Source organism: Rhodococcoides fascians NBRC 12155 = LMG 3623 (assembly GCF_001894785.1).
In the GTDB taxonomy this organism is placed as follows: Bacteria; Actinomycetota; Actinomycetes; order Mycobacteriales; family Mycobacteriaceae; genus Rhodococcoides; species Rhodococcoides fascians.
On sequence record NZ_BCWW01000001.1, the window covers coordinates 1030724 to 1052331 of the forward strand.

24 protein-coding genes and 1 pseudogene are annotated in these 21608 nt (G+C 64.6%); 16 read left to right on the forward strand and 9 right to left on the reverse strand.

Annotation, left to right across the window (positions count from 1 at the left end):
* The 4 genes from RFA01S_RS05190 to RFA01S_RS05205 are packed head-to-tail and all read left to right on the forward strand — an operon-like array spanning position 1 to position 4196.
* Positions 1-1365 carry an NtaA/DmoA family FMN-dependent monooxygenase gene (locus tag RFA01S_RS05190; protein WP_032369944.1) on the forward strand — a complete coding sequence of 455 codons (1365 nt, stop codon included), beginning with the start codon at positions 1-3 and terminating at the stop codon, positions 1363-1365.
* The gene (locus tag RFA01S_RS05195) at positions 1362-2102 is read left to right on the forward strand and encodes a DUF1684 domain-containing protein (RefSeq protein ID WP_238325059.1); all 741 of its coding nucleotides are present in this window, start codon (positions 1362-1364) and stop codon (positions 2100-2102) included. The genes RFA01S_RS05190 and RFA01S_RS05195 overlap by 4 nt, the downstream gene beginning before the upstream one ends.
* Positions 2099-3223: an LLM class flavin-dependent oxidoreductase gene (locus RFA01S_RS05200; protein WP_032369856.1), complete on the forward strand. Its 1125-nt coding sequence runs from the start codon at positions 2099-2101 to the stop codon at positions 3221-3223. The genes RFA01S_RS05195 and RFA01S_RS05200 overlap by 4 nt, the downstream gene beginning before the upstream one ends.
* A gap of 37 nt (positions 3224-3260) precedes the next feature.
* Positions 3261-4196, forward strand: a complete 936-nt coding sequence (locus tag RFA01S_RS05205; protein WP_032406530.1) for an NADP-dependent oxidoreductase — start codon at positions 3261-3263, stop codon at positions 4194-4196.
* 24 nt (positions 4197-4220) lie between these two features.
* On the opposite strand, the gene RFA01S_RS05210 is transcribed toward RFA01S_RS05205, so the two are convergent.
* Entirely contained in the window at positions 4221-4910 is a 690-nt protein-coding gene (locus tag RFA01S_RS05210) for an LLM class flavin-dependent oxidoreductase (protein ID WP_238325058.1), read from the reverse strand.
* A gap of 168 nt (positions 4911-5078) precedes the next feature.
* Positions 5079-6098: an aldo/keto reductase gene (locus tag RFA01S_RS05215; RefSeq protein WP_032366695.1), complete on the reverse strand. Its 1020-nt coding sequence runs from the start codon at positions 6096-6098 to the stop codon at positions 5079-5081.
* A gap of 93 nt (positions 6099-6191) precedes the next feature.
* Between RFA01S_RS05215 and RFA01S_RS05220 the strand changes: the two genes are divergently transcribed.
* Positions 6192-6782 carry a TetR/AcrR family transcriptional regulator gene (locus tag RFA01S_RS05220; protein WP_032386123.1) on the forward strand — a complete coding sequence of 197 codons (591 nt, stop codon included), beginning with the start codon at positions 6192-6194 and terminating at the stop codon, positions 6780-6782.
* Between the two features lie 29 nt (positions 6783-6811).
* On the opposite strand, the gene RFA01S_RS05225 is transcribed toward RFA01S_RS05220, so the two are convergent.
* On the reverse strand, positions 6812-8461 hold the full coding sequence (locus tag RFA01S_RS05225) for an FAD/NAD(P)-binding protein (RefSeq protein WP_307718863.1): 1650 nt from the start codon (positions 8459-8461) through the stop codon (positions 6812-6814).
* Positions 8407-8856, reverse strand: a pseudogene (locus RFA01S_RS28090) (FAD/NAD(P)-binding protein); the annotation flags it as partial. The gene RFA01S_RS05225 and the pseudogene RFA01S_RS28090, both read right to left, overlap by 55 nt.
* Between RFA01S_RS28090 and RFA01S_RS05230 the strand changes: the two are divergent.
* The 4 genes from RFA01S_RS05230 (at position 8752) to RFA01S_RS05245 (ending at position 12321) form a co-directional block, all read left to right on the forward strand.
* Positions 8752-9162 (forward strand): nuclear transport factor 2 family protein, encoded by a 411-nt coding sequence (locus RFA01S_RS05230; protein WP_032391261.1) that lies wholly within the window; start codon positions 8752-8754, stop codon positions 9160-9162. The pseudogene RFA01S_RS28090 and the gene RFA01S_RS05230 overlap by 105 nt on opposite strands.
* Before the next feature lie 324 nt (positions 9163-9486).
* On the forward strand, positions 9487-10359 hold the full coding sequence (locus RFA01S_RS05235; protein ID WP_032406529.1) for an LLM class flavin-dependent oxidoreductase: 873 nt from the start codon (positions 9487-9489) through the stop codon (positions 10357-10359).
* Between the two features lie 12 nt (positions 10360-10371).
* The gene (locus tag RFA01S_RS05240; RefSeq protein WP_032406528.1) at positions 10372-11718 is read left to right on the forward strand and encodes an LLM class flavin-dependent oxidoreductase; all 1347 of its coding nucleotides are present in this window, start codon (positions 10372-10374) and stop codon (positions 11716-11718) included.
* Positions 11719-11796: 78 nt separating this feature from the next.
* Positions 11797-12321 (forward strand): hypothetical protein, encoded by a 525-nt coding sequence (locus tag RFA01S_RS05245; RefSeq protein ID WP_032406527.1) that lies wholly within the window; start codon positions 11797-11799, stop codon positions 12319-12321.
* Positions 12322-12335: 14 nt separating this feature from the next.
* On the opposite strand, the gene RFA01S_RS05250 is transcribed toward RFA01S_RS05245, so the two are convergent.
* Positions 12336-12815 carry a winged helix-turn-helix domain-containing protein gene (locus RFA01S_RS05250; protein ID WP_032366689.1) on the reverse strand — a complete coding sequence of 160 codons (480 nt, stop codon included), beginning with the start codon at positions 12813-12815 and terminating at the stop codon, positions 12336-12338.
* Between the two features lie 279 nt (positions 12816-13094).
* Here RFA01S_RS05250 and RFA01S_RS05255 point away from each other — a divergent pair, with 279 nt between their 5' ends.
* On the forward strand, positions 13095-13508 hold the full coding sequence (locus tag RFA01S_RS05255) for a GNAT family N-acetyltransferase (RefSeq protein ID WP_080736226.1): 414 nt from the start codon (positions 13095-13097) through the stop codon (positions 13506-13508).
* 18 nt (positions 13509-13526) lie between these two features.
* Here the strand turns inward: RFA01S_RS05255 and map are convergent, their stop codons facing one another.
* Positions 13527-14297, reverse strand: coding sequence for a type I methionyl aminopeptidase (gene map / locus RFA01S_RS05260; protein ID WP_032406526.1), 771 nt, complete (start codon positions 14295-14297; stop codon positions 13527-13529).
* A 103-nt stretch (positions 14298-14400) separates the two neighbouring features.
* Between map and RFA01S_RS05265 the strand changes: the two genes are divergently transcribed.
* Entirely contained in the window at positions 14401-15096 is a 696-nt protein-coding gene (locus RFA01S_RS05265) for a GNAT family N-acetyltransferase (protein ID WP_094622791.1), read from the forward strand.
* 2 nt (positions 15097-15098) lie between these two features.
* On the opposite strand, the gene RFA01S_RS05270 is transcribed toward RFA01S_RS05265, so the two are convergent.
* The gene (locus tag RFA01S_RS05270) at positions 15099-15320 is read right to left on the reverse strand and encodes a hypothetical protein (protein WP_032406525.1); all 222 of its coding nucleotides are present in this window, start codon (positions 15318-15320) and stop codon (positions 15099-15101) included.
* Positions 15321-15556: 236 nt separating this feature from the next.
* Complete coding sequence (locus tag RFA01S_RS05275; RefSeq protein ID WP_032406524.1) at positions 15557-15853, reverse strand: DUF222 domain-containing protein; 297 nt, start codon at positions 15851-15853, stop codon at positions 15557-15559.
* Between the two features lie 124 nt (positions 15854-15977).
* Between RFA01S_RS05275 and RFA01S_RS05280 the strand changes: the two genes are divergently transcribed.
* The 3 genes from RFA01S_RS05280 (at position 15978) to fgd (ending at position 17722) form a co-directional block, all read left to right on the forward strand.
* Complete coding sequence (locus RFA01S_RS05280) at positions 15978-16316, forward strand: hypothetical protein (protein WP_032406523.1); 339 nt, start codon at positions 15978-15980, stop codon at positions 16314-16316.
* Positions 16313-16645, forward strand: a complete 333-nt coding sequence (locus RFA01S_RS05285; RefSeq protein WP_027498497.1) for a YidH family protein — start codon at positions 16313-16315, stop codon at positions 16643-16645. Before RFA01S_RS05280 ends, RFA01S_RS05285 begins: the two co-directional genes overlap by 4 nt.
* A gap of 63 nt (positions 16646-16708) precedes the next feature.
* Positions 16709-17722: a glucose-6-phosphate dehydrogenase (coenzyme-F420) gene (fgd, locus tag RFA01S_RS05290; protein WP_027498496.1), complete on the forward strand. Its 1014-nt coding sequence runs from the start codon at positions 16709-16711 to the stop codon at positions 17720-17722.
* Here fgd and RFA01S_RS05295 read toward each other — a convergent pair whose 3' ends face one another.
* On the reverse strand, positions 17723-18247 hold the full coding sequence (locus RFA01S_RS05295; RefSeq protein ID WP_032406522.1) for a nitroreductase/quinone reductase family protein: 525 nt from the start codon (positions 18245-18247) through the stop codon (positions 17723-17725).
* A 60-nt stretch (positions 18248-18307) separates the two neighbouring features.
* Between RFA01S_RS05295 and pta the strand changes: the two genes are divergently transcribed.
* Both pta and RFA01S_RS05305 read left to right on the forward strand, forming a co-directional pair.
* Positions 18308-20425: a phosphate acetyltransferase gene (pta, locus tag RFA01S_RS05300; RefSeq protein ID WP_174557203.1), complete on the forward strand. Its 2118-nt coding sequence runs from the start codon at positions 18308-18310 to the stop codon at positions 20423-20425.
* Positions 20422-21606, forward strand: a complete 1185-nt coding sequence (locus RFA01S_RS05305) for an acetate kinase (protein WP_032365119.1) — start codon at positions 20422-20424, stop codon at positions 21604-21606. Before pta ends, RFA01S_RS05305 begins: the two co-directional genes overlap by 4 nt.
* Positions 21607-21608 lie beyond the last annotated feature (2 nt).

Sequence of the window (21608 nt, forward strand, 5' to 3'; positions counted from 1 at the left end):
ATCTCGAAGCGGACCAAGAAGCAGATCCACCTAGGCGCGCATTTCCCTGGCGTCAACAACACCACCGTCTGGACCGACCCGGCGTCGAAGAGCCAGATCGAATTCGATTCGTTCGTCCACCTGGCCGAGTCCGCAGAGCGTGGGCTGTTCGACTTCTTCTTCCTCGCCGAAGGTCTCCGATTACGCGAGCATCGCAACAAGATTCACGATCTCGACGTCGTCGGCCGCCCGGACACGCTCACGGTGTTGAACGCGTTGGCATCGGTGACGACGAAGCTCGGACTCGCCGGGACGATCAACACCACGTTCAACGAGCCCTTCGAGCTCGCCAAGCAGTTCTCTTCGCTGGACCACCTGTCCGACGGGCGCGCGGCGTGGAACATGGTGACCTCGTCCGACGCGTTCACCGGAGAGAACTTCCGACGCGGTGGCTACCTCGACCGGGCCGACCGCTACGTGCGAGCGAACGAGATCATCGACGTCGCCCGAGAGTTCTGGGATTCGTGGCAGTCCGATGCGTTCGTCGTCGATCGGGATCGAGGTGTCTTCGGCCGAGAATCCGAGATCCGCACGGTCTCGCATTCGGGTCCGCAATTCGATGTGACGGGCCGCTTCACGCTGCCGCGCAGCCCGCAGGGACACCCGGTGTTGTTGCAGGCCGGCGATTCCGATGAAGGTCGTGAGTTCGGTGCGGCCAAGGCGGATGCGATCTTCACCATCCACGGAACGCTGGAGGACGGGCAGAAGTTCTACGCCGACGTCAAGGGAAGGTTGGCCAAGTACGGCCGCGAGCACGCAGACCTGAAGGTGCTGCCCGCCGCGACGTTCGTCCTCGGGGACTCGGCCCAGGATGCAGCCGAGAAGGCCGACCATATTCGGCACCAGCAGGTCAGCGGCAAGACTGCCATCTCGTTTCTGGAGCAGGTGTGGGGACGAGACCTGTCCGAGTACGACCCGGACGGACCGCTGCCCGACGTCGAGCCGAGCGGTGACGTGAGCATCACCCGTGGTCGCGCTCGCCACGGTGACCCGAGAACCCTTGCGCAGCAGTACCGTGAGCGTGCCGAGGCCGAGAATCTGAGCATTCGGGAGCTCATCATCGCGGTGACGACCCGGCAGCAGTTCGTCGGAACGCCGGCACAGGTAGCCGAGGACATCGACAGCTACGTCCAGAACGATGCGTGCGACGGGTTCATTCTCGTCCCGCACATCACACCGGCCGGGCTCGACGAGTTCGTCGACAAAGTCGTCCCACAACTGCAGGATCGCGGTAGTTTCCGTACCGAGTACACCGGGAACACGCTGCGTGATCACCTCGGTCTGCGTCACCCGTACCAACAGCGTGAAGGAGTACGAGCATCGTGAGTGAATTCGAGCAGGACTGGAAGCAGTGGCACGCGGACCGGGAAGCGTCCTACGGCGATCCATTGGGATGGTTATCGCTGACCGGATTGTATTGGCTCACCGACGAGTTCGAGATCGTTGCCGATCTGCCCGGCCGATGGCGGGCCGATGCGGACTCGGTGACCGTCGAGGGAGTGGACGGGGTGACGACTCTGAATCCGGTGGAGGGTGCGCCCGGGATCCTCGTCGACGACGGTGAACGCCGTATCGAGGTCATCCGCCGCACCGGCGCGGTGGCGTTGCGGGTCCACGATCCGAAAGCCTCGACCCTGCAGTCCTACAACGGAATACCGGCCTACGAACCCAGCGAGGAGTTCGTGGCCCGCGCCACGTTCACGCCCTACGACGCCCCGGTCACCGTGACGACAGGTGCCGTGGTCGAGGGTCTCGAACACCACCACACTGCGGTGGGCACCCTCGATTTCGAGCTGGCCGGTACAGCCCAGCAGTTGGTTGCGTTCGGCGGCAACGACACTGGTCTGAAGGTTCTGTTCACCGATGCCACGAGCGGGGTCACCACGTACCCGGCAGCGCGGATCCTTGCTGTGGCGGAACCCGAGGGTGGCTCCGTGGCACTCGATTTCAACCGAGCGGCGAACCTGCCGTGCGCGTTCACCGACTACGCGACGTGCCCGGTCGCGCCGGCGGAGAACCGGCTGACGGTGGCTGTCGAAGCAGGGGAGAAGACGCCCGGATGACGCGCGTGCCGCTGTCCGTTCTCGACCTGGCACCGATCAGCGCTGGGTCGAGCACTGCTCAGGCGCTCCGAAATTCGCTCGATCTGGCACGACAGGCCGAAGAGTGGGGCTACGAGCGCTACTGGGTTGCCGAGCATCACTTCGTCGCTGCGGCCAGTTCTGCGCCTGCCGTACTGGTGGGTTTGATTGCGGCTGCCACCAACCGCATTCGTGTCGGATCGGCTGCGGTCCAGCTCGGTTTCACGACAGCTGCTGCCGTAGTGGAGTCCTTCGGAACGGTGGACGCGCTGTATCCGGGTCGTATCGATCTTGGTGTGGGTCGATCCGGACAGCGCAGAGCAGCAGCCCTGACCGGTGCACAGCAGGCTGCGCCCGAGCACGCGGTGTCATCGGAACACGGTGGACTGTTCCCAGTGGCGCCCGCTGCGGCGACCCCGCGAACGACCCCGCTGCTGGCTGCGTCTCTGGCTGCGCTGCAGCAGCCGCACGCTGAGGTCCCGGAATTCGTCGATCAACTCGACGACCTTGTTGCGCTGCTTGCCGGTAGCTACGAGCGCGACGGGGTGCCGTTGACGGCACGCCCGGGTGTCGGGGCCGATGTGGCGCTGTGGCTGTTCGGCAGCAGCGCTGGGCCGACGGCCCGTGAGGCCGGTGCCCGCGGTCTGCCGTTCGCGGCGAGCTATCACTTCAGCCCGGGGACGACTCTCGAGGCGATCGACGAGTATCGCCGTGCTTTTCTGCCGTCGGCCCGGCTGTCCTCGCCGTACGTGGCGGTGTCGGCCGATGTGGTTGTTGCAGAAACGGATTCGCAGGCCCGTGAGCTGGCAGAGTCTTTTCCGCAATGGGTGCACAGCATTCGCAGCGGTCGAGGTGCGATCGAGTACCCGGATCCGAAGAACGTGGCACCGCTGACCGGCGAGCAATACGAGCTCGTCGCTGATCGAGTGGACACTCAGATCGTCGGATCTGCGGCGACGGTCGCGGTGAAGCTCGACGCCCTGCAGGAAGCGACCGATGCGGACGAACTCGTGCTCACCTCGGTCACATACGACCATGCGGACCGGCTGCGCTCGTACGAATTGCTCGGTAGGGAATGGGGACTGCCGCGCCTGCGGATCTGAGCGGAACATTTGCGTCGTGGTGACCGTTGTACCGCGCATGACACGAGTTGCAGTTGCAGCGTCCTACGGTGGACCGGACGTCATCGAGATCGTCGAACGAGAGCTGCCTGAACCGTCCGAGGGCCAGGTTCTGGTCGAGGTCAAGGCGATCGGCGTCAACCCCTTCGACTACAAGAGCTACAGCGGCGCCTTCGGTACCGACGGGTCGAAGCTTCCGATTGCGTTGGGCAGCGAGGCGTCGGGCATCGTGGTGGCGGTCGGAGGAACCGTCGAGGGCCCGGTCGGTCCTGTCGCCGTCGGCGACGCGGTGGTTGTCTCCGGCCAGAACGGTACGTACGCCGAGCGAATTCTGGTTCCCGCGCGGTTCGTGTTTCCGAAGCCTGAAGCCCTGGACTGGAACGTTGCTGCGGGTGTACTCGCCGTGGCTGGAACGGCCTACGACGCACTGGAATCCGTCGGTGTCGAGAGCGGAGACACCGTTCTCGTGCACGGGGCGGCGGGCGGCGTCGGGTCCGTGGTGGCTCAGCTCGCTCTGGAGCGCGGGGCCACCGTCATCGGGACTGCGCGCCACCAGAACCACGATGCACTCCGGGCCTACGGTGTCGAGCCCGTCGAATACGGCGACGGACTGATCGACCGGGTACGAGCAGCCGCACCGAATGGGGTGGATGCGGCAATCGACACGGTGGGCACCGACGAGGCCGTCGACGTCTCTCTCGAATTACTGACGGACAGAGCGAGATTGGTCAGCACGGCCGCCTTCGGACGAGCTTTGGCAGACGGGTTCCTCACCGTCGGTGGGCCGGTCAGTATGGAGCGTCGACGCCTCGCATCCCCGGTGCTGCTGGAGCAGGCGGGTGCAGGCGTATTCGAGGTCACGGTTGCCAAGACCTTCCCGCTCGAGGACGTCGCGAAGGCGCATGCCGAACTGCAGTCGACGCACCCGCGTGGAAAGTTCGTTCTGGTTCCGTGAGGACAAGGCCCGGCGCACGGGTTCTTACGAGCGACCGATGAACTCCTCGGTCACTCTCTGCGCGATGCCGTCGGGATAGGGGCCGGGGAGGATGAGAACGACATGATCGAATCCGGCGGCCACCGCGTCGCCGATGTCGTTTCTCGTTCTCTCGGGTTCTTCGAACGACACCCCGAGAGCGATCGATCGGGTGATCGCCCCTGGATCGCGCCCGATCTCGGCGCGGTACCGGTCGAGTAGTCTGCCTCTGTCCAGTGCGTCGGCCAGGTCCCCACCGGGAATGTTCCATACGTCGGCGTGTTCGGCGACGAGGCGCAGCACTCCTGCTGCCCGGCCGCCGATCACGATCGGCGGGCCCGGTCGCTGAATCGGTTTCGGATTCTGGAACGCCCCGACGAGGTCGACGTGGCTGCCGTGAAAGTCGAAGGGTTCGCTCTCGGTCCAGAGCCTACGAATCACCGTGAGCGATTCACCCAGTCGCGCAACAGCGTTCGCAGCGTCGCTGTAGGGCAGCCCGCTCCCGTCGCACTCCCGTCTCGCCATCGGCACGCTCGGCCGTGATCCGGCACCGATGCCGAAGTCCAGCCGCCCGTCCGAGACCGTGTCGACCGTGACGGCGATCTTCGCGAGAATCGCGGGCGGACGGATCCGATTGCTGGTGACCATGATTCCCAATCGCAACCGCTCGGTACGAGCGGCCAATGCGGACAGCATGGTCCAGCCTTCGAGATCGGGCCGTCGAGGTCACCGCCGATGGGCATGAGGTGATCGAACAGCCACGCGTGCTCGATTTCCGGAATGCCGTCTGCCTCGCGCCACACCCGGAGCAGGTCGGCGTAGGAGACGTTCTGGGGAGGAGTCATGATCCCGTAGCTGACCATGTCAGCGTCTCCGCAGGGAGGCGTCGAGCAGTGCCGGCGGAGTGTCGAACTTGTCGTCCGGCGCGAGATCGACTCCTGGAGCCACGATCTCGTCGATTCTGTCGAGGACATCGGCCGGGAGGACGGTGTCGGCGGCAGCGAGCTGCGAGTGTAGGTGCTCGACGGTACGCGGCCCGACGATCGCGCTGGTGACTCCCGGATGAGCCGTCACGAAACCGAGTGCGAGTTGGATCAGTGTCAGTCCGGCTTCGTCGGCAACGCCGACCAGTTTCTCGACGGCGTCGAGTTTGGCCCGTCCCGTGGGAGTGTCCGTGCCGAATCGCTCGGGCATCATCGCCGCGCGGTTGGTGGTGGTCTCTCGCCCGGCCCGGATGGCTCCGGAGAGGAAGCCGCCCGCCAGGGGACTCCACGCGAGAACGCCCATTCCGTACTCCTGCGCGACCGGAAGGACGTGGGATTCGATGCCGCGCTGCAGGATCGAGTACGGCGGCTGCTCGGTGACGAACCGCCCGAGACGGTGCTCCCGTGCGGTCCACTGCGATTGCACGATTCGGTAAGCCGGGTAGGTGGAGGAGCCGAAGTATCGAATCTTCCCGGCACGCTGCAGATCTGTCAGCGCCGAGAGGGTTTCCTCGTCGCTCGTGGTGGGGTCCCAGCGGTGTATCTGGTAGAGGTCGACGTGATCGGTACCGAGTCGGCGCAGACTGTTCTCCAGTTCGGTGACGATCCAGCGGCGGGAGCTGCCCTGATGATTGCGTTCGTCGCCCATGGGGTTGAACACTTTGGTGGCCAGCACGATGTTCTCGCGCCGACCTTGGATCGCCTTGCCGACCATTTCCTCGGATTGTCCCTGGCTGTACATGTCCGCGGTGTCGATGAGGTTGATACCGCCCTCGAGTGCGGCGTCGACGATCGCGGTTGCCTCGTCTTGCGTGGTGCGTCCGATGGCACCGAAGTTCATCGCGCCGAGCGAGAGAGTGCTGACCTGGACGCCGGTGCGTCCCAGTGTGCGGTACTGCATGGGGATCTCCTTGTGGCCTCTGGAGGGGTTACTCTGCGAGTAAGCGGAACAACGTTCCGTAAACAAACATACGGAACGTTGTTCCGTTTGTCGATGGCTGGAGGAACAGTGACCGAGGCCGAAGCCGAGCAGCCCAGAAAGCGGGCGGATGCGAGGCGCAACGAAGCGACCCTGCTCGACGCGGCGGCGGCTGCGTTCGTCGAGTCGGGAGTAGAAGTGCCGGTGCGCGATATCGCCAGGCGGGCCGGCGTCGGCGTGGGAACCATCTACCGGCACTTCCCGACGCGGGGCGACCTCGTCGTCGCCGTCTTCCGGCATCAGGTGGAGGCCTGCGCCGTCGCCGGTCAGGAGCTTCTCGCCGGCCGCGAATCACCGCACGCGGCGTTGGTGCTCTGGATCGATCGGTTCGTCGACTTCCTGGTCACCAAACACGGTCTGGCCGAGGCCATGCAGTCGGACAGCGCCGGATTCGAGACCTTGCACAGCTACTTCCTGAACCGGCTGGTTCCGGTGTGCGAGTCGTTGCTCGACGCCGCTGCGGACTCGGGGGAGATCGCCCCGGGGCAGACCGCATTGGAGTTGATGCGGGCGGTCGGCAACCTGTGCATCGGTGCCACGGACAGCCGCTACGACCCGCGCAAGATGGCGCGGGTGCTGATCGCCGGACTGCGCATCGCGCCGTGATCCGGTCCGTTGTTCGGCCGACCGACGGTTCAGCGGCTGTGCCGCAGTAGTTCTGCCGCGAGCTGGTCGTTGTGTCGGAAGAACCCGGCGTTGGTCCTCGGCCGCGGAAAGGCGCTCGACCACGTGTGTCCGGCGACCCACGGACCCACCGCGTAGCGGTTCTCGGCCGCCTCTCCCGACGCGGTGATCAATCGAGAGCGCCCGTCGACTGCTACTTTCGCTGCGCTGTGCTCGGTGGCGCGGATGTCGGTGATGTCGCCGCGCGTATGCAGGGTGCGTAGCAATTCGTCTCCGGCGGCGGCGATCGATGCGACGGGTAAGCGCGCGTCGATCAGAGTGTCGGCGTGCACCACCACATCGTGTGCAGAGCTACGGGCGAGGAACGACCCGTTCTCCGGGGAGAAGGTGACATCGGGGCCGAGGAAGTGAACGATGTTCGCCCGGCTGAGGGCCAGGAGTTGTTCGAGTCGTTCCGGTGGCGGACCGCTCGCGATGAAACTGAAGAACGAGTGCAGCCACCCTTCCACATCGCCTGCGACCGACTGCGCCGGAATGCGCCCGCGTCGCAACAACTCTCCGATGGTCATGTACACCGAGAGCAGCGCCGAGAAGACGGCGGCATCCGAGCTGTAGTAGGGATCTGCTCGACGACGAAGGTCGGTCTCGATGTAGGTCTGCAGCTCGGTACGTACCTCGTCGAGTCCATCGAAACGCCGTCCGGCAAGGGGTTTGTCGAGCCGTGCCAGATCGATGCGGTCCTCGTCCTTCGGAACGAATTGCTCCACGAAGGCGGTGAGTTCCTGCGATCCCCAGGTGATCTCGCTCAATCCGATCTCGAACTCCGGCCAGGAGCCGACTGTTCGCTCGGGGTGGGCCGTGAACAACTCGTAGTAATGAGCCCAGGCCAGTTCTTTGGATGCGAGCGGCCAGATTTCGTCGCGGAAGTGCAGGGGGCCGTGGCCGGGGAAGGCGTCGGCGGTGAAGAACTTCGGGAGGGGCGGGCGCGCCGCGGCGATGTCGTAGGAGATCTTCGCGTGGTACGGAACTCCGCGCCGCGAACCCGCATAGAGAATCGGTTCGCGGCCGGAGGCGGTGTACTCGAGCACGCCGTCCGCGTTGCGGGCGAACGATCCACCGCGAGTTTCCGCGAGCAACACCATCCAGTCGATGAATGCCAATCCGAGCCCGGCAATCAGCACCGGTTCTCCCGCAGGCACTCGGCTGGGATCGAGATCTGCGGTGTATCCGGGGCCGATGTACGTCAGCCCATGGGTTCGGGAGAACTCATCGAGCTGTGATTCACGGTGCGATGCAAGCGCATCCGGATGTCCCTGGGCCAAGAGCACGGCATCGGTGCGGATGGTCGATCCGTCGTCGAGTAGCAGTACCTGGTCGGCGGTCAGGTCCGTCACCCGTGCTCGATGAACGTGAACGTGCGTGTCGGTGTCGGCAACGGCGTGCTCGAACACCCAGCTGAGGTAGCGACTCTGTAGAGTCCGCGACGCGAAGGAATGCGGACCGAAATCGCGCAGTTCGTCGCGCAATTCGGGTCCTGGCGCAGGGTGTGGGCATGTTCCAGAACCCACTGCGCCAGCGTCGGACCGGGGCGGATCGGACCGTCGACGACGGTGGTGTCGTCGGTGAACATGGTGACGTCGGCGGCCACCGAATTCATCCACAGCAGCGGTGGTTGACTGCTACGCCAGATGCGACCGGCCCCCGGAGGGAACGGATCGACGACGTGGATGTGCAGCTCCGCATCGGACCGGCGCGCCAGCAGTCGTTCGAGTACGCCGGTGCCGCGCGGACCCGCACCCACAATGGCGATAGTGAACGATTTCACCGGCGGCCCTCCATCTGACACTGTCCCACTACGAGAAGTATGCACACGCCGAAAGTCGTTGCTGCAGGGGCAAAAAATCACGGTGAGCGAATGTCTTGCGTCCTGGCGGTCGGCTACTCTTGCTTCATGAACTCGTCCGCGGACCACTTGGTCGAGCAGTACCTCGATGCACTTCGACGGGCCGACGTCGATGCGGTCCTGACTCTGTTCGCACCCGGTGCGGTTGTGCACTCGCCGCTGTACGGACCGACGCCCGCATCCGACTTCTATCGCGCGCTTTTCGCGGACACCTCGGGTGCGACGCTGACCTCGAAGGGCGTCGCCGAAGGTCGTACGTCCGAAGGCGCTCGACTCGTCACGTTCTGGTTTCATTTCGACTGGAGACTGCCCTCGGGTGTGGCGGCCCCGTTCGACGTGGTCGACGTCGCCGAACTCGACGAGGACGGACGCATTTCTGCACTGTCCATCGTCTATGACACCGTGGATGTGCGGCCGGTCTTCGAGCGTGAAACCGGGTCCTCGTGGAGGTCGACGTAGGTCGCACGACCTGATCGGTGACAGTAGAGAGGTGGTCCGGGCCCGCGAGAGCGGTGACCTCGTGCTGACACTGCGCGTCTACGTACCGGCATCTACGTCCTTCGAATCAGCGTGATCGCAACGGGTGTGCTCTACAGCTGATGAACCTAGGGTCCACGTATGACCTGGCTGAAAGCACTGGCAGCGGCGTTGATCGATCGACTCGGAGCTCACCCTGCCTGCACCGCCGCGGCGCTGGACTTCGGAACTCGTGGTTGAGCCGTCCGGTGAAGATCGTCGGTACAGGAAGCAGTAACACGATGAGCGCGAAGGGCTGAACCGAGGATGACCGAGACGTTGTACTTCGCCGTCGAACTCGACGGGTTCGACGAGACACCCGCGCTCCTGAAGCAGAACGTCGCCGACGCCGAACGCGCCGGCTTCACCCTCGTCACCTTCGGTGATTCGCTGGTCTCCTCACGCGAGCGCCTCGATGCAGGTACTCGTGCGGCATTCGTCGCCTCCACCACGTCCACCCTCGGCCTGGCTCCCACGGTCCACACTCTGACGACCGAACCGTTCTTTCTCGCAACACAACTCGCGAGTGTGGACCACGCATCGCACGGCCGCGGGGCCTGGGTGGTCGGCACCGACAACAGCGCGGACACTCACGCGGCTGTCGGATCCGAGGTCCGCTCCGAGACCACCGCCGAAGTGCGTGACGTCATCGACGTGGCTCGGCGGCTGTGGGATTCGTGGGAAGACGACGCCGTCGTTCGAGACGCGGAGTCCGGCCGGTATCTCGATCCCGCTCGAGTGCATCACGTGCGCTTCGAGGGCGAATTCTTCGACGTCGTAGGGCCACTGATCACTCCTCGTCCGCCGCAGGGGCAGGTGGTCGTCATCGGCGACGCCGACCTGGGAGTCACCGATCTGCTCGATGTCGCACTCGTACGCGGGGACGGCATCGGCGAGCAGGCCGACACCGCTCGCCGCGACGGGGCCGCGCTGGTGTTCGCCGATATCGACCACCTGTCGAAGGCCGAGGCCCTCGCCGGTGTCGTCGACGGCGTCCGGCTGCACCTCGGTGGTGCGGCGTTGAAAGAGCTTGCCGTTCCGGCACATCTGATTCGTCGACCGACGCCGGGACTGTCGCTGCGGGAGAACCTGGGGTTGCCGCGTCCGGTCAGCCGCTACGCCGCGGCTGCGCACGAGTAGAGAAGAGCTGTCATGGGCATCATCGACCATCACCCGGACACCGGCGCACCGTTCGACCCGAACGCGCAGATTCATCTGGGCGTGTTCTATCCAGGGATCGGCGCGCAGACGGTCTGGGAGGATTCGCACGCCCCCGATCAAGTGGCCACCGACACGTTCGTCGAGGTCGCCGTCACACTCGAACGCGGTTTGTTCGACGCGTTCTTTCTCGGGGACGGTCAACGTATCCGAGAGAACCGTGGCGACATTCTCTCCACCGACATCGCCGGCAGGCCCGACGCCATCACGCAACTGGCGGCTCTGGCGTCGGTGACCGAGCGCATCGGACTTGTCGCGACCCAGAACACCACGTACAGCATCCCGGTGGAGTTGGCTCGTCGTTTGGCCAGCCTGGACGCGCTGTCGGACGGGCGCGCCGGATGGAACATCGTCACCACCGACAACGCCTGGACGGGTGAAAATTTCAGGCGCGGAGGGTGGTTGGAGCACGAACGCCGTTACGAGCGCGCCACCCAGGTGGTCGAACTGGCGAAGCAGTATTGGGCAGGTTCTCCTGTGGAGTTCCACACCGATCTGCTCGAAGCGGTTGCGGCACCCAACGTTCGGTCCAGTGTGCAAGGTGGGCCGGTGCTGTTCCAGGCCGGCGATTCGCCGGGAGGACGGGACCTCGCAGCCCGGCACGCCGACGTCGTCTTCTCGGCCAACAACGCCTACGACGCAGCGGTGGCCTATGCCAAAGATCTTCGTGCCCGGACGGTCGCCTACGGCCGACCCGCCGATGCAGTGAAGATCTTGCCCGGGGTGACCGTCGTACTCGGTGATACCGAAGCCGAGGCCGAAGAAAAGGTTCGGTGGCTTCGATCCAACGCGCACAACGGTGTTCGAGCCATCGCCTTTCTCGAGCACTACTGGGGCAAGGACCTCTCGGCGTACGACCCGGAGGGCCCACTACCCGACATCGATCCGGTGGACGCCGAGCTGGATCCTTCACGCGGCACGCTGTCCATCGACGCTCGGACCGGCAAACTGACTCAGATCGCGCAATGGCGAGCCCTCTCGGAAGAGAAAGGGCTGTCCATCCGAGAGTTGGTGCTCGAAGTGTCGCCGGCGTCGCGCTTACACTCGGGAACCCCTGCGGCAGTGGCAGACCACTGGGCAGCCCTCGTGCGTCACCGTGTGGTCGACGGCTTCAACATCAACCCGTACCACTTGCGCGACGCCATCGGCGATCTGGTCGACAAATTGGTCCCGGCATTGCAGGAGCGAGGGGTGTTCCGTACCGAATACACCTCGACGACGTTGCGGGGACACCTGGGCCTCGACGGTGACGATGCTTCGGAGCGTGCACGGGCGTCGTAGCGGGCTGGGCACATCCCCATCTAACGATCAGGTCTCGGGTGAGGTCGTACGAGGTGTTCGACGCTCTACCATGGGCCTATGACTGCTGACCCGACCACGCCTGCACCGTCGACCAGCTCGGCGAATTGGAAGCGGCGCGGCATCCTGCTCGGTGCCGGCGTCGTTCTTCTGTTGATCGCCTACTTCGTCCTGGCGGCGTTCCTGCCCCGGTGGTGGAGCCTGCGCGTCGAGAGCCTGGCTGATCGCACGTTCACCAAGGGAATTCTGTGGGGCCTGCTGTTCGGAATCGTGTGCACGTTCGCGCCACTGATGTTCTTCTGGAGTGCGTGGTCGGTCCGAAAGAGTAGGGCGGGAAAGCAGTTGGCGATCGGATCGGTGATTCTCGCAGTCGTCACCGCCATCCCGAACCTGCTGACTCTGACCATCGTTCTGGGTACCAGCAATGCCGCCCACGCCGGCGAACGCACCCTCGATACCAGCGCACCCGGCTTCCGCGGCGCGACGGCACTGGGCGCGATCATCGCGGTGGTTCTGGTCGCGTTGCTCGTGTTCGTGGTGGTACGTCGGAACCGTCGACGTCGAACAGCAGCACTGACGCGATAGTCGTGTAACTGATCTCAGGCGCTGCGCAGCACCGACGGCTCGGTGATGACGCGAATCCCGGGCTCGGGGTCGAATCGGTAGCCGGTGCCGCGGACCGTCGTGATCAGTCGGCCGTACTGCCCGAGTTTGGTTCGCACCCTGGAGAGATGGACGTCGACACTGCGGCCGCCGTTCGAGTCACTCAGCTCGGATCTGTTCACCACGACACGAGGATGCTGGGCGAGATAGGCGAAGATCTCGAACTCGGTGTGGCTGAACCGAACGCTCTTGCCGGCGAGAACCACATCGCGCGCGGGTAGGTCGATGACGAGGGGAGCGTTGAGTTCGTTCACCCGGACGTCGAAACGCGTCAGGATCTTGGCATGTGGTGCATAGCTTTTGGCGGCGACGCGGAGAGCATCGGCGAGGGCGTGCAATTGCGGTCGGGTCAATCCCTGCAAGGATGACGTCCCGGAATCGGAGATGCGAAGAACGACGGTCGCTTCGGTGCTCATGGCTGTGGCTCCTGTGACAAGTGTCGACTGTGACAAGTGCTGTCGACGGTGGGGAGGTCGGATGGTCAGCGTGGGCAGCGACAGTTCGTGTTCACGCTGTCACAGTGCACGACGACGACTGGCCGCACCAGCGATAAACTCACCGTGATTGCAGCGGTTGACGGCGGCCCGTAACGCGTGGTCCGATCGAGCGTGACCGATGTAGCGCAGTCCCGAACAGACCTCGTCACCCGCGCCGTCGACTGGAACCACCCCGACGCCGAATCGCTCCGTGCCGCAATGGCATCGGAGGTGGGTCCCCGATACGCGGACCGAGCGGCCTTGATGGCGAAGACGCAGGCCAATGCCGTGAACGAAGGCGACGTGCATCGCACGTTCGTCGTCTATCGGTGCGATGCGCAGAACGTCGAGCAGGCCGTCGGGCATGCCGCTCTGCGGTGGAACGGCCCCGACCTCGAACTGAAGAGAATGTTCGTTCATCCTGATCACCGTGGGTCGGGAGTCTCCACCGCGCTGCTGCAGGCGTCCGAGAATGCGGCCCGCGACCAGGGATTGCGGCGTTTGATTCTGCAGACCGGTGATCGTCAGCCCGACGCGGTGCGGCTGTACGAGAAGAGCGGCTACACCCGCATCCCGGTGTTTTCGCCGTACGAACTGCTGCCGTTCTCCAACACTTTCGAGAAGCGTTTGTGACTCCTTACCGACGCAGAATCACGAACGTAGGGTCATGATTTCGGCCCCGCTGTCGGTGATGACGACGGTGTGCTCGCTGTGCGCGGTGCGGCAACCGGTGGTGCTACGCAACGTCCACCCGTCGGGGTCGGTGACCAGCTCATCGGTATCCGCCATCACCCAGGGCTCGAGTGCCAACATCAGGCCGGGGCGAAGGCCGTAGCCGCGACCGGGCCTGCCGGTATTGGATACGTGCGGATCCTGATGCATCGTCGATCCGATTCCGTGACCACCGAACTGAACGTTGATGGGATAGCCGGCTTCACGAAGAACCGTCCCGATGGCGTGGGAGATATCGCCGATCTTGTTGCCCGGACGTGCCGCGGCGATACCCGCGGCCAACGCTCGTTCGGTGGCATCGATCATCGCCAGGCTCTCTGCCGGCTTGTTCTCGCCGACGACGAAACTGATGGCCGAGTCCGATGCCACGCCGCCGAGGATCACGGCAAGATCGAGGGTCAGCAGATCGCCGTCGGCCAGGTTGTAGTCGTGCGGCAAACCGTGCAGCACAGCGTCGTTGACCGACGTGCAGATGTAGTGGCCGAAGGGTCCGCGCCCGAAGGACGGCGCGTAATCGACGTAGCACGACGTCGCCCCCGCCCCGAGGATGATGTCCTTGGACCATTCGTCGATCTCGAGCAGATTGGTGCCGACGGTCGCGCGTTCGCGGACGGTCTCGAGAATTTCGGCGACGAGTGCACCGGTTTCACGGGCAAGGGGAAGCTTGCTCGGGGGCAGGATTTCGATCACGGAATGCCTTTCGGTTCGATGCGAATAACTATACCGGTATAAGTATTGGTGACGGAGTGGGTCGTGAGCAACTGACCGAGCCCGACATGGGACGCTGACCGACGTGTCTGTTCACCCTCTCGACGATCCCATTCGTACCTCCCTCGGGGGTCCGCTGTCGCGGTTTGCGATCACGCGCGGCCGAGTGATTCGCGCTGATCCCCAGGTCTCGCCTTTTCTGGCGCATCCCGACGTTCTGCAGCCACGGGACTGGGACGACATCGCAGTGCTGTTCGGGCCGCGAAGCATCGTGGGATTGCGGGGGCCGGTGCTGGATGTGCCCGAGGGGTGGTCCGTGGTCGACAGCTTCGGAATCGTTCAACTCGTGGGCACCGAACTCGAGACTCGGCCGTTGGCCGAGGCGGTAGAACTGACAGCCGACGACGTGCCCGAGATGCTCGATCTCGTGCGACGCACCGAGCCGGGCCCGTTCCTTCCTCGCACCCGCGAACTCGGCACGTATCTCGGTATCCGACGGGGCGGCGCACTGATCGCGATGGCAGGGGAGCGCATGCGTCCGCCGGGGTGGACCGAGATCAGCGCAGTGTGTACCGACCCGGCTCATCGCGGACAGGGCTTGGCCACCGAGCTGGTCCGCGCGGTCGGTCACGGCATCAGGGCCCGAGGCGACGAGCCGTTCCTGCATGCCGCCGCGACGAACATCCGCGCTATCGAGCTGTACCTCTCCATCGGATTCGCGCTGCGCCAGACGTCGCAGCTGACGCTGGTGAGAACACCGGAACGAGCGGCCGACGTCTGAGGTCAGAAGGGCGGCTCCTCGTCTTCTTCGTTGGTCGATTCTGGTTCGGGGGTCGGGTTGTCTGGTGGGTCGGGGTAGGCGATGACGCCGGATCGTCTGGGTTGGGTGGGGATGTGTGGCCGGAGGTCGTTGCCGATGATGGGTACGGCTGTTCCGTTGGCGGGCAGGGTGATTCGGGAGGTCTTCGAGGTGGAGGTCCACAGGATGGCACCGCCTGGGAGCATGACGGCGGTCCAGTAGCCTGCGGTTTTGACGCTGTGGTGGTATTCGCAGAGGCATTGGAGGTTGTTGACTGTCGTCCAGCCGCCGCCGAGGGGATTGGCGTGATCGAAGGCGATGATGTGGTCGAGTTGGCAGCGTTCGGCGGGTCGGTGGCAGCCGGGAAAGCGGCAGTGGCGGTCGCGTAGTCGTACGGCGGCGGTGGTGAGGGCGTCGGGTCTGTAGATCAGGGCTCGGTCGGTCAGGGGGTTACGCGGGGGAGGTCGATGTCGCCGGCCTCGAATGCGGTTTTCAGCAAAGGAAGCCGGGTGTGCAGTGCCACGCCGACGGACACGTACGCCTCCGCGACGGTGGCGGAGCAGCTCAACGCGAGTGCCATCTCGGTGCGTCCGTACCGGCTGTACTGCCGATGATTCGCATCCTGCGCGATGCAGGTGAGGTGGAAGTCGTAGCAGGCAGCGATCTTTCGGGCCGCATGCCGATTCTCTTCCCGCGCGGCAGTGATCAACGCATCCAACGACACCACTGGTGCAGCCATTTTTCACCCCCCGGTGACCCCCAGTTCAGAACATGCGTTCGAACTGAAGGAAGAGTATGTCGACCCACCGACAGGTTTCGAGATCACGGTTGCGAGAGCGTGCAGAGCAGGCCTACCGTTAACTATGCGAACAACATCCACGGTCCACTACGACGACGGTCTCGTGCGCGTGGACGACAGCGGGGTCACTTTGCGGCACTACTACTTTCCGTTCGCGATCGAGAAGTTCGTTCCCTACTGCGACATTCGCGCCGTCGACACCGCCGTGCTGGGCAACTGGAACGGACGCTGGCGACTGTGGGGAGCATCGTGGATCGACCAGTGGCTCCCGCTGGACGTCATGCGTCCGAAGAAGGACACTGCAGTGGTGCTCACCATCCGCCGCGTCTCGCCGGTCTTCACCCCCGACGATCCTGAACTCGTTGCCCGACTCATCCGCGAACGCATCACCGCTCCAGCGTGACGCGCCCCGACGAACGGTTCACCCTCGCCAGTGAACGCACCTTTCTTGCCTGGCTGAGAACCTCGCTCGGGTTGCTCGCCGGCGGGATCGCAATCGTTCACCTGGTTCCTGGGTTCAGCACCGGCTGGGTTCGCACTGCACTCGGCCTGATTCTCATCGGCCTCGCGGCCGCCGCACCCGTCATCGGACTGCGAAGGTGGATGCGAGTGCGCGCCGCCCTCGAGAGCGGAGCGCCCATGCCCGAGTCCCGGGACCTGTGGATCTTCGCGGTCGGCATCGGCGCAGTAGCAGTATTGGCTGCGGTGGTCACTGTTCTGGGGATCCAGTAGCACACCGCCAATCGCCGCAGGTGCACAATCGAAGTACTAGACGACCAACGACAGGAGTTCGGCGTGGCGCAGGGTCTCAAGCTCGGGTACAAAGCATCGGCGGAGCAGTTCGGGCCGCGGGAGCTCGTCGAACTCGGTGTTCTCGCCGAGCAACACGGTATGGACTCCGCGACTGTCAGTGACCACTTTCAACCGTGGCGTCACGAGGGCGGTCACGCCCCGTTCTCGCTGGCCTGGATGACGGCCGTCGGCGAGCGCACGAAGACGATCCAGCTCGGGACGTCCGTTCTGACGCCGACGTTCCGCTACAACCCGTCGGTCATCGCGCAGGCGTTCGCCACGATGGGCTGCCTCTACCCCGGGCGCATCATGCTCGGAGTGGGAACCGGTGAGGCGCTCAACGAGATCGCCACCGGGTTCACCGGCGAATGGCCGGAGTTCAAGGAGCGTTTCGCACGACTGCGGGAGTCGGTTCGCTTGATGCGCGAGCTGTGGCTGGGAGATCGCGTCGATTTCGAGGGTGAGTACTACACGACCAAGGGCGCGTCGATCTACGACGTCCCGGAGGGCGGCATCCCCGTCTACATCGCGGCCGGCGGACCCGTCGTCGCGCGATATGCGGGACGCGCGGGCGACGGTTTCATCTGCACGTCGGGCAAGGGCATGGAGCTCTACACCGACAAGCTCCTCCCGGCCGTCGAAGAGGGCGCAGGCAAGGCAGAGCGTGACGCCGGCGAGATCGACAAGATGATCGAGATCAAGATCAGTTACGACACCGATCCCGAACTGGCACTGGAGAATTGCCGTTTCTGGGCTCCGCTGTCTCTGACGCCGGAGCAGAAGCACTCCATCGACGACCCGATGGAGATGGAGAAGGCCGCCGACGAGCTGCCGATCGAGCAGGTCGCCAAGCGTTGGATCGTGGCTTCGGACCCGGACGAGGCCGTCGAGAAGGTCAAGCAGTACACCGACGCCGGCCTGAACCACCTGGTGTTCCACGCGCCCGGACACGACCAGAAGCGCTTCCTCGAGCTGTTCGAGAAGGATCTGGCACCGCGCCTGCGCAAGCTCGGCTAGTTACGTCGAAGTGCGGGGATCGGCCGAGAGTGCGAACAATCGCATGTCTCGGTCGGTCCTTGTTTCGTACTCGCCGTAGACCTCCACCATCGCGTCGAACTGTCGGTAGATGCGGGCCTTCTCGTCGCCGGTGATTCGGGTAGCTGTGACCGGTATCTTCCTGCCGCCGATAGTGACGACGGCCTTCGGATCGGCCAGAAGATTCGACGTCCATGCCGGATGGTGTCGTTGGCCGAAATTGGATCCGACGACGAAAATCCGATCACCCTCCCGGTAGTACAACAGCGGACTCGTCCTCGGCTTACCGGATTTGCGTCCGGTGGTGGTCAACAACACCACCGGAGCAGCGATCGGTCCGAGGACGGTGAATCGGCCGTTCGACTTGGTCAACAACCAGCGGTCGACGCCTGCGAGGTTCCTGATCACCCACGAACCGGGCTTGGTCGACGCGAACTTGACGGCGGGCTTGCGGATGAACGATGTCTCGCTGCCCCAACGAACATCCGGAAACGGTGATTCGGCCATGGCTCATGGGACAACCCGACTGTGCTCGGTGTCAACACCCCAACCATTAAGCTGGCGGGCATGGCTGAGTCCACCGGTGCCGAGACGGCTGACATGTATCCCTCGAGTATTTATGTCGCGTCACCGGAAGGCGACTCCGGCAAGTCCACGATTGCGTTGGGTGTGCTGCAGATGCTCGCCGCGACGACGGCCCGGGTGGGTGTGTTTCGGCCCATCGCCCGCTCGACGGACGAGCCGGATTACATTCTCGAACTTCTCGTCGAGCACACGACCGCCGATCTGAGTTACGAGCAGTCTCTCGGAGTCACCTACGAGCAGGTGCATTCCGATCAGGATGCGGCGCTGAGCGAGATCGTCAGTCGGTATCACGAGGTGGCTGCTCAGTGCGACGCCGTGGTGATCGTGGGTAGCGATTACACCGACGTCGGCAGTCCCAGCGAACTCGGGTTCAATGCGCGCATCGCGGTCAATCTCGGTGCCCCCGTGCTCCTCGCGCTGCGTGGCTCCGATCGAACTCCCGACGAGATCGCTCAATTGGCAGCGTTGTGCCAGGCCGAACTGCGGCAGCATCACGCCCATCTCGCCGCGATCGTGGCGAACCGGTGCGATCCGGATCAGCTGGACGCCGTCACCGACGCGTTGGCGTCGGTGGACGTTCCGGCGTGGAGCCTGCCGGAGATTCCCTTGCTCGTCGCTCCGACCATGGCGGAGTTGCTCGACGCGGTGGACGGAACGCTCTACAGCGGCGACTCGTCGTTGCTGCAGCGAGAAGCGATGCGGGTGATGGTCGGCGGTATGACGGCCGAGCACATTCTGGAGCGGCTCACCGAAGGCGTCGTCGTCATCGCGCCGGCAGACCGGTCCGACGTACTGCTCGCACTCGTCAATGCCCATGAGGCGAACGGTTTTCCGTCTCTCGCCGGCATCATCATGAACGGCGGAATCGAGCCGCACCCGGCGATCGCACGTCTTGTCGCAGGTCTCGGACCGAGACTGCCGATTCTGACGACCGAGCTCGGAACCTTCGACACCGCTTCGGCTGCGGCGCAGACGCGCGGCCGCGTTGCCGTCGGTTCTCAGCGCAAGGTCGACACCGCGCTGGGCCTGATGGAGCAGCGGGTGGACGCCAAAACCCTTCTGGGGCGGCTCGATATCGCCATCCCGACCATCACGACGCCGCAGATGTTCGAATACCAGCTCATTCATCGAGCGCGTGCCGATCGCAAGCACATCGTGCTCCCCGAGGGCGGCGACGACCGGATTCTGCGGGCCGCAGGGAGGCTGCTGCAACGTCAGGTCGCGGACCTGACGATCCTCGGCGAAGAAGGCCCCATTCGACGTCGTGCATCGGAACTGGGAGTGGATCTGGACTCGGCGACCATCCTCGACCCCAAGAACTGCGACTACACCGAGGAATTCGCGCAGGAGTACACCGAACTGCGCAAGCACAAGGGGATGACGATAGAGCGTGCCCGCGAGACCATGGCCGACATCTCTTACTTCGGAACCATGATGGTGCACAAGGGCATTGCCGACGGCATGGTGTCGGGCGCAGCGCACACGACCGCGCACACCATCAAGCCGTCGTTCGAGATCATCAAGACCACCGAGGGCGTGTCGACGGTATCGTCGATCTTCCTGATGTGTCTGTCCGATCGCGTACTGGCCTACGGCGACTGCGCCGTCGTGCCGGACCCGACGGCCGAGCAACTTGCCGACATTGCCATCTCCTCGGCGCAGACCTCGGCTCAGTTCGGTATAGAACCGCGGGTGGCGATGCTGTCGTACTCCACCGGCGAATCCGGCTCGGGAGCCGACGTCGACAAGGTGCGGCAAGCGACGGCCATCGTGCGCGAACGAAACCCGGAACTGTTGGTGGAGGGTCCGATTCAGTACGACGCGGCCATCGAACCGTCGGTCGCGAAATCGAAGCTGCCGGATTCCGACGTCGCAGGCCGCGCAACGGTATTCATCTTCCCCGACCTCAACACCGGCAACAACACCTACAAGGCCGTCCAGCGCAGCGCCGGTGCCGTCGCGGTCGGGCCGGTACTGCAGGGCCTTCGCAAGCCCGTCAACGACCTCTCGCGTGGGGCATTGGTCGAGGACATCGTCAACACCGTCGCCATCACCGCGATTCAGGCGCAGGGTATCTCCCAGCAGGAGGCACAGGCGTGAGCATCCTCGTCGTCAACTCGGGTTCGTCCTCCGTCAAGTTTCAACTGGTCGATCCCGATTCGGGCGAATCGCTGGCCAGTGGCCTCGTCGAGCGCATCGGAGAATCCGACGGGCGCGTCGAGCTGGACTACCGCGGCGAGAGCGCCGAGCGAACCCAGCACATCGATGACCACGGGGACGGGTTGGCTCTCGCGTTCGAGATGCTGTCCGACGCCGGCATCGAACTGGGGTCCGACGTGACCGCCGTCGGGCATCGCGTCGTACACGGTGGCACGGTGTTCTATCGCCCCACGATCATCGACGACACTGTCGTGCAGCAGATTTCGGACCTGAGCAATCTGGCACCGCTGCACAATCCGCCCAACGTCCTCGGTATCGAAGTGGCGCGGAAGCAACTGCCGAACGTGCCGCACGTGGCCGTGTTCGACACGGCGTTCTTCCATTCGCTGCCCGACGCTGCTGCGACGTACGCGATCGACGCCGCCGTCGCAGCCGAACACGACATCAGGCGCTACGGCTTTCACGGCACCTCGCACCGCTACGTGTCCGAACAGGTTGCCCGGTTCCTGGAACGCGATCTCGCGGAACTCAAGCAGATCGTGCTGCATCTGGGCAACGGTGCGTCGGCATCGGCGGTCGACGGGGGGCGCGCGGTCGATACGTCGATGGGTCTGACCCCGCTCGAGGGACTGGTGATGGGCACCCGCAGTGGGGATATCGACCCCGGTGTGATCATGCATCTGCGTCGTAGCGCCGGGATGAGTGTCGACGACATCGACACTCTCCTCAACCGCCGGTCGGGTCTGATCGGACTGTCCGGGGTCAACGACTTCCGGGAACTGCAACAACGCATCGACGACGGCGACGCGTCGGCCCGGTTGGCCTACGACGTGTACATCCACCGGCTCCGTAAGTACATCGGCGCGTACATGATCGGGCTCGGGCGGCTCGATGTCATCACGTTCACCGCGGGCGTCGGCGAGAACGCTGCTGCCGTGCGCACCGACGCGCTGGCGAACCTGGAGCACTTCGGCATTCGGATCGACCCCGAACGTAATGCTGTGCGCAGCAAGCAGGCTCGCGTGATCTCCGCCGAATCCTCGGCCGTCACGGTGCTGGTGGTGCCGACGAACGAGGAGCTGGCGATCGCCCGGGCGACGGACGATCTGGTTCGCTCCTGACG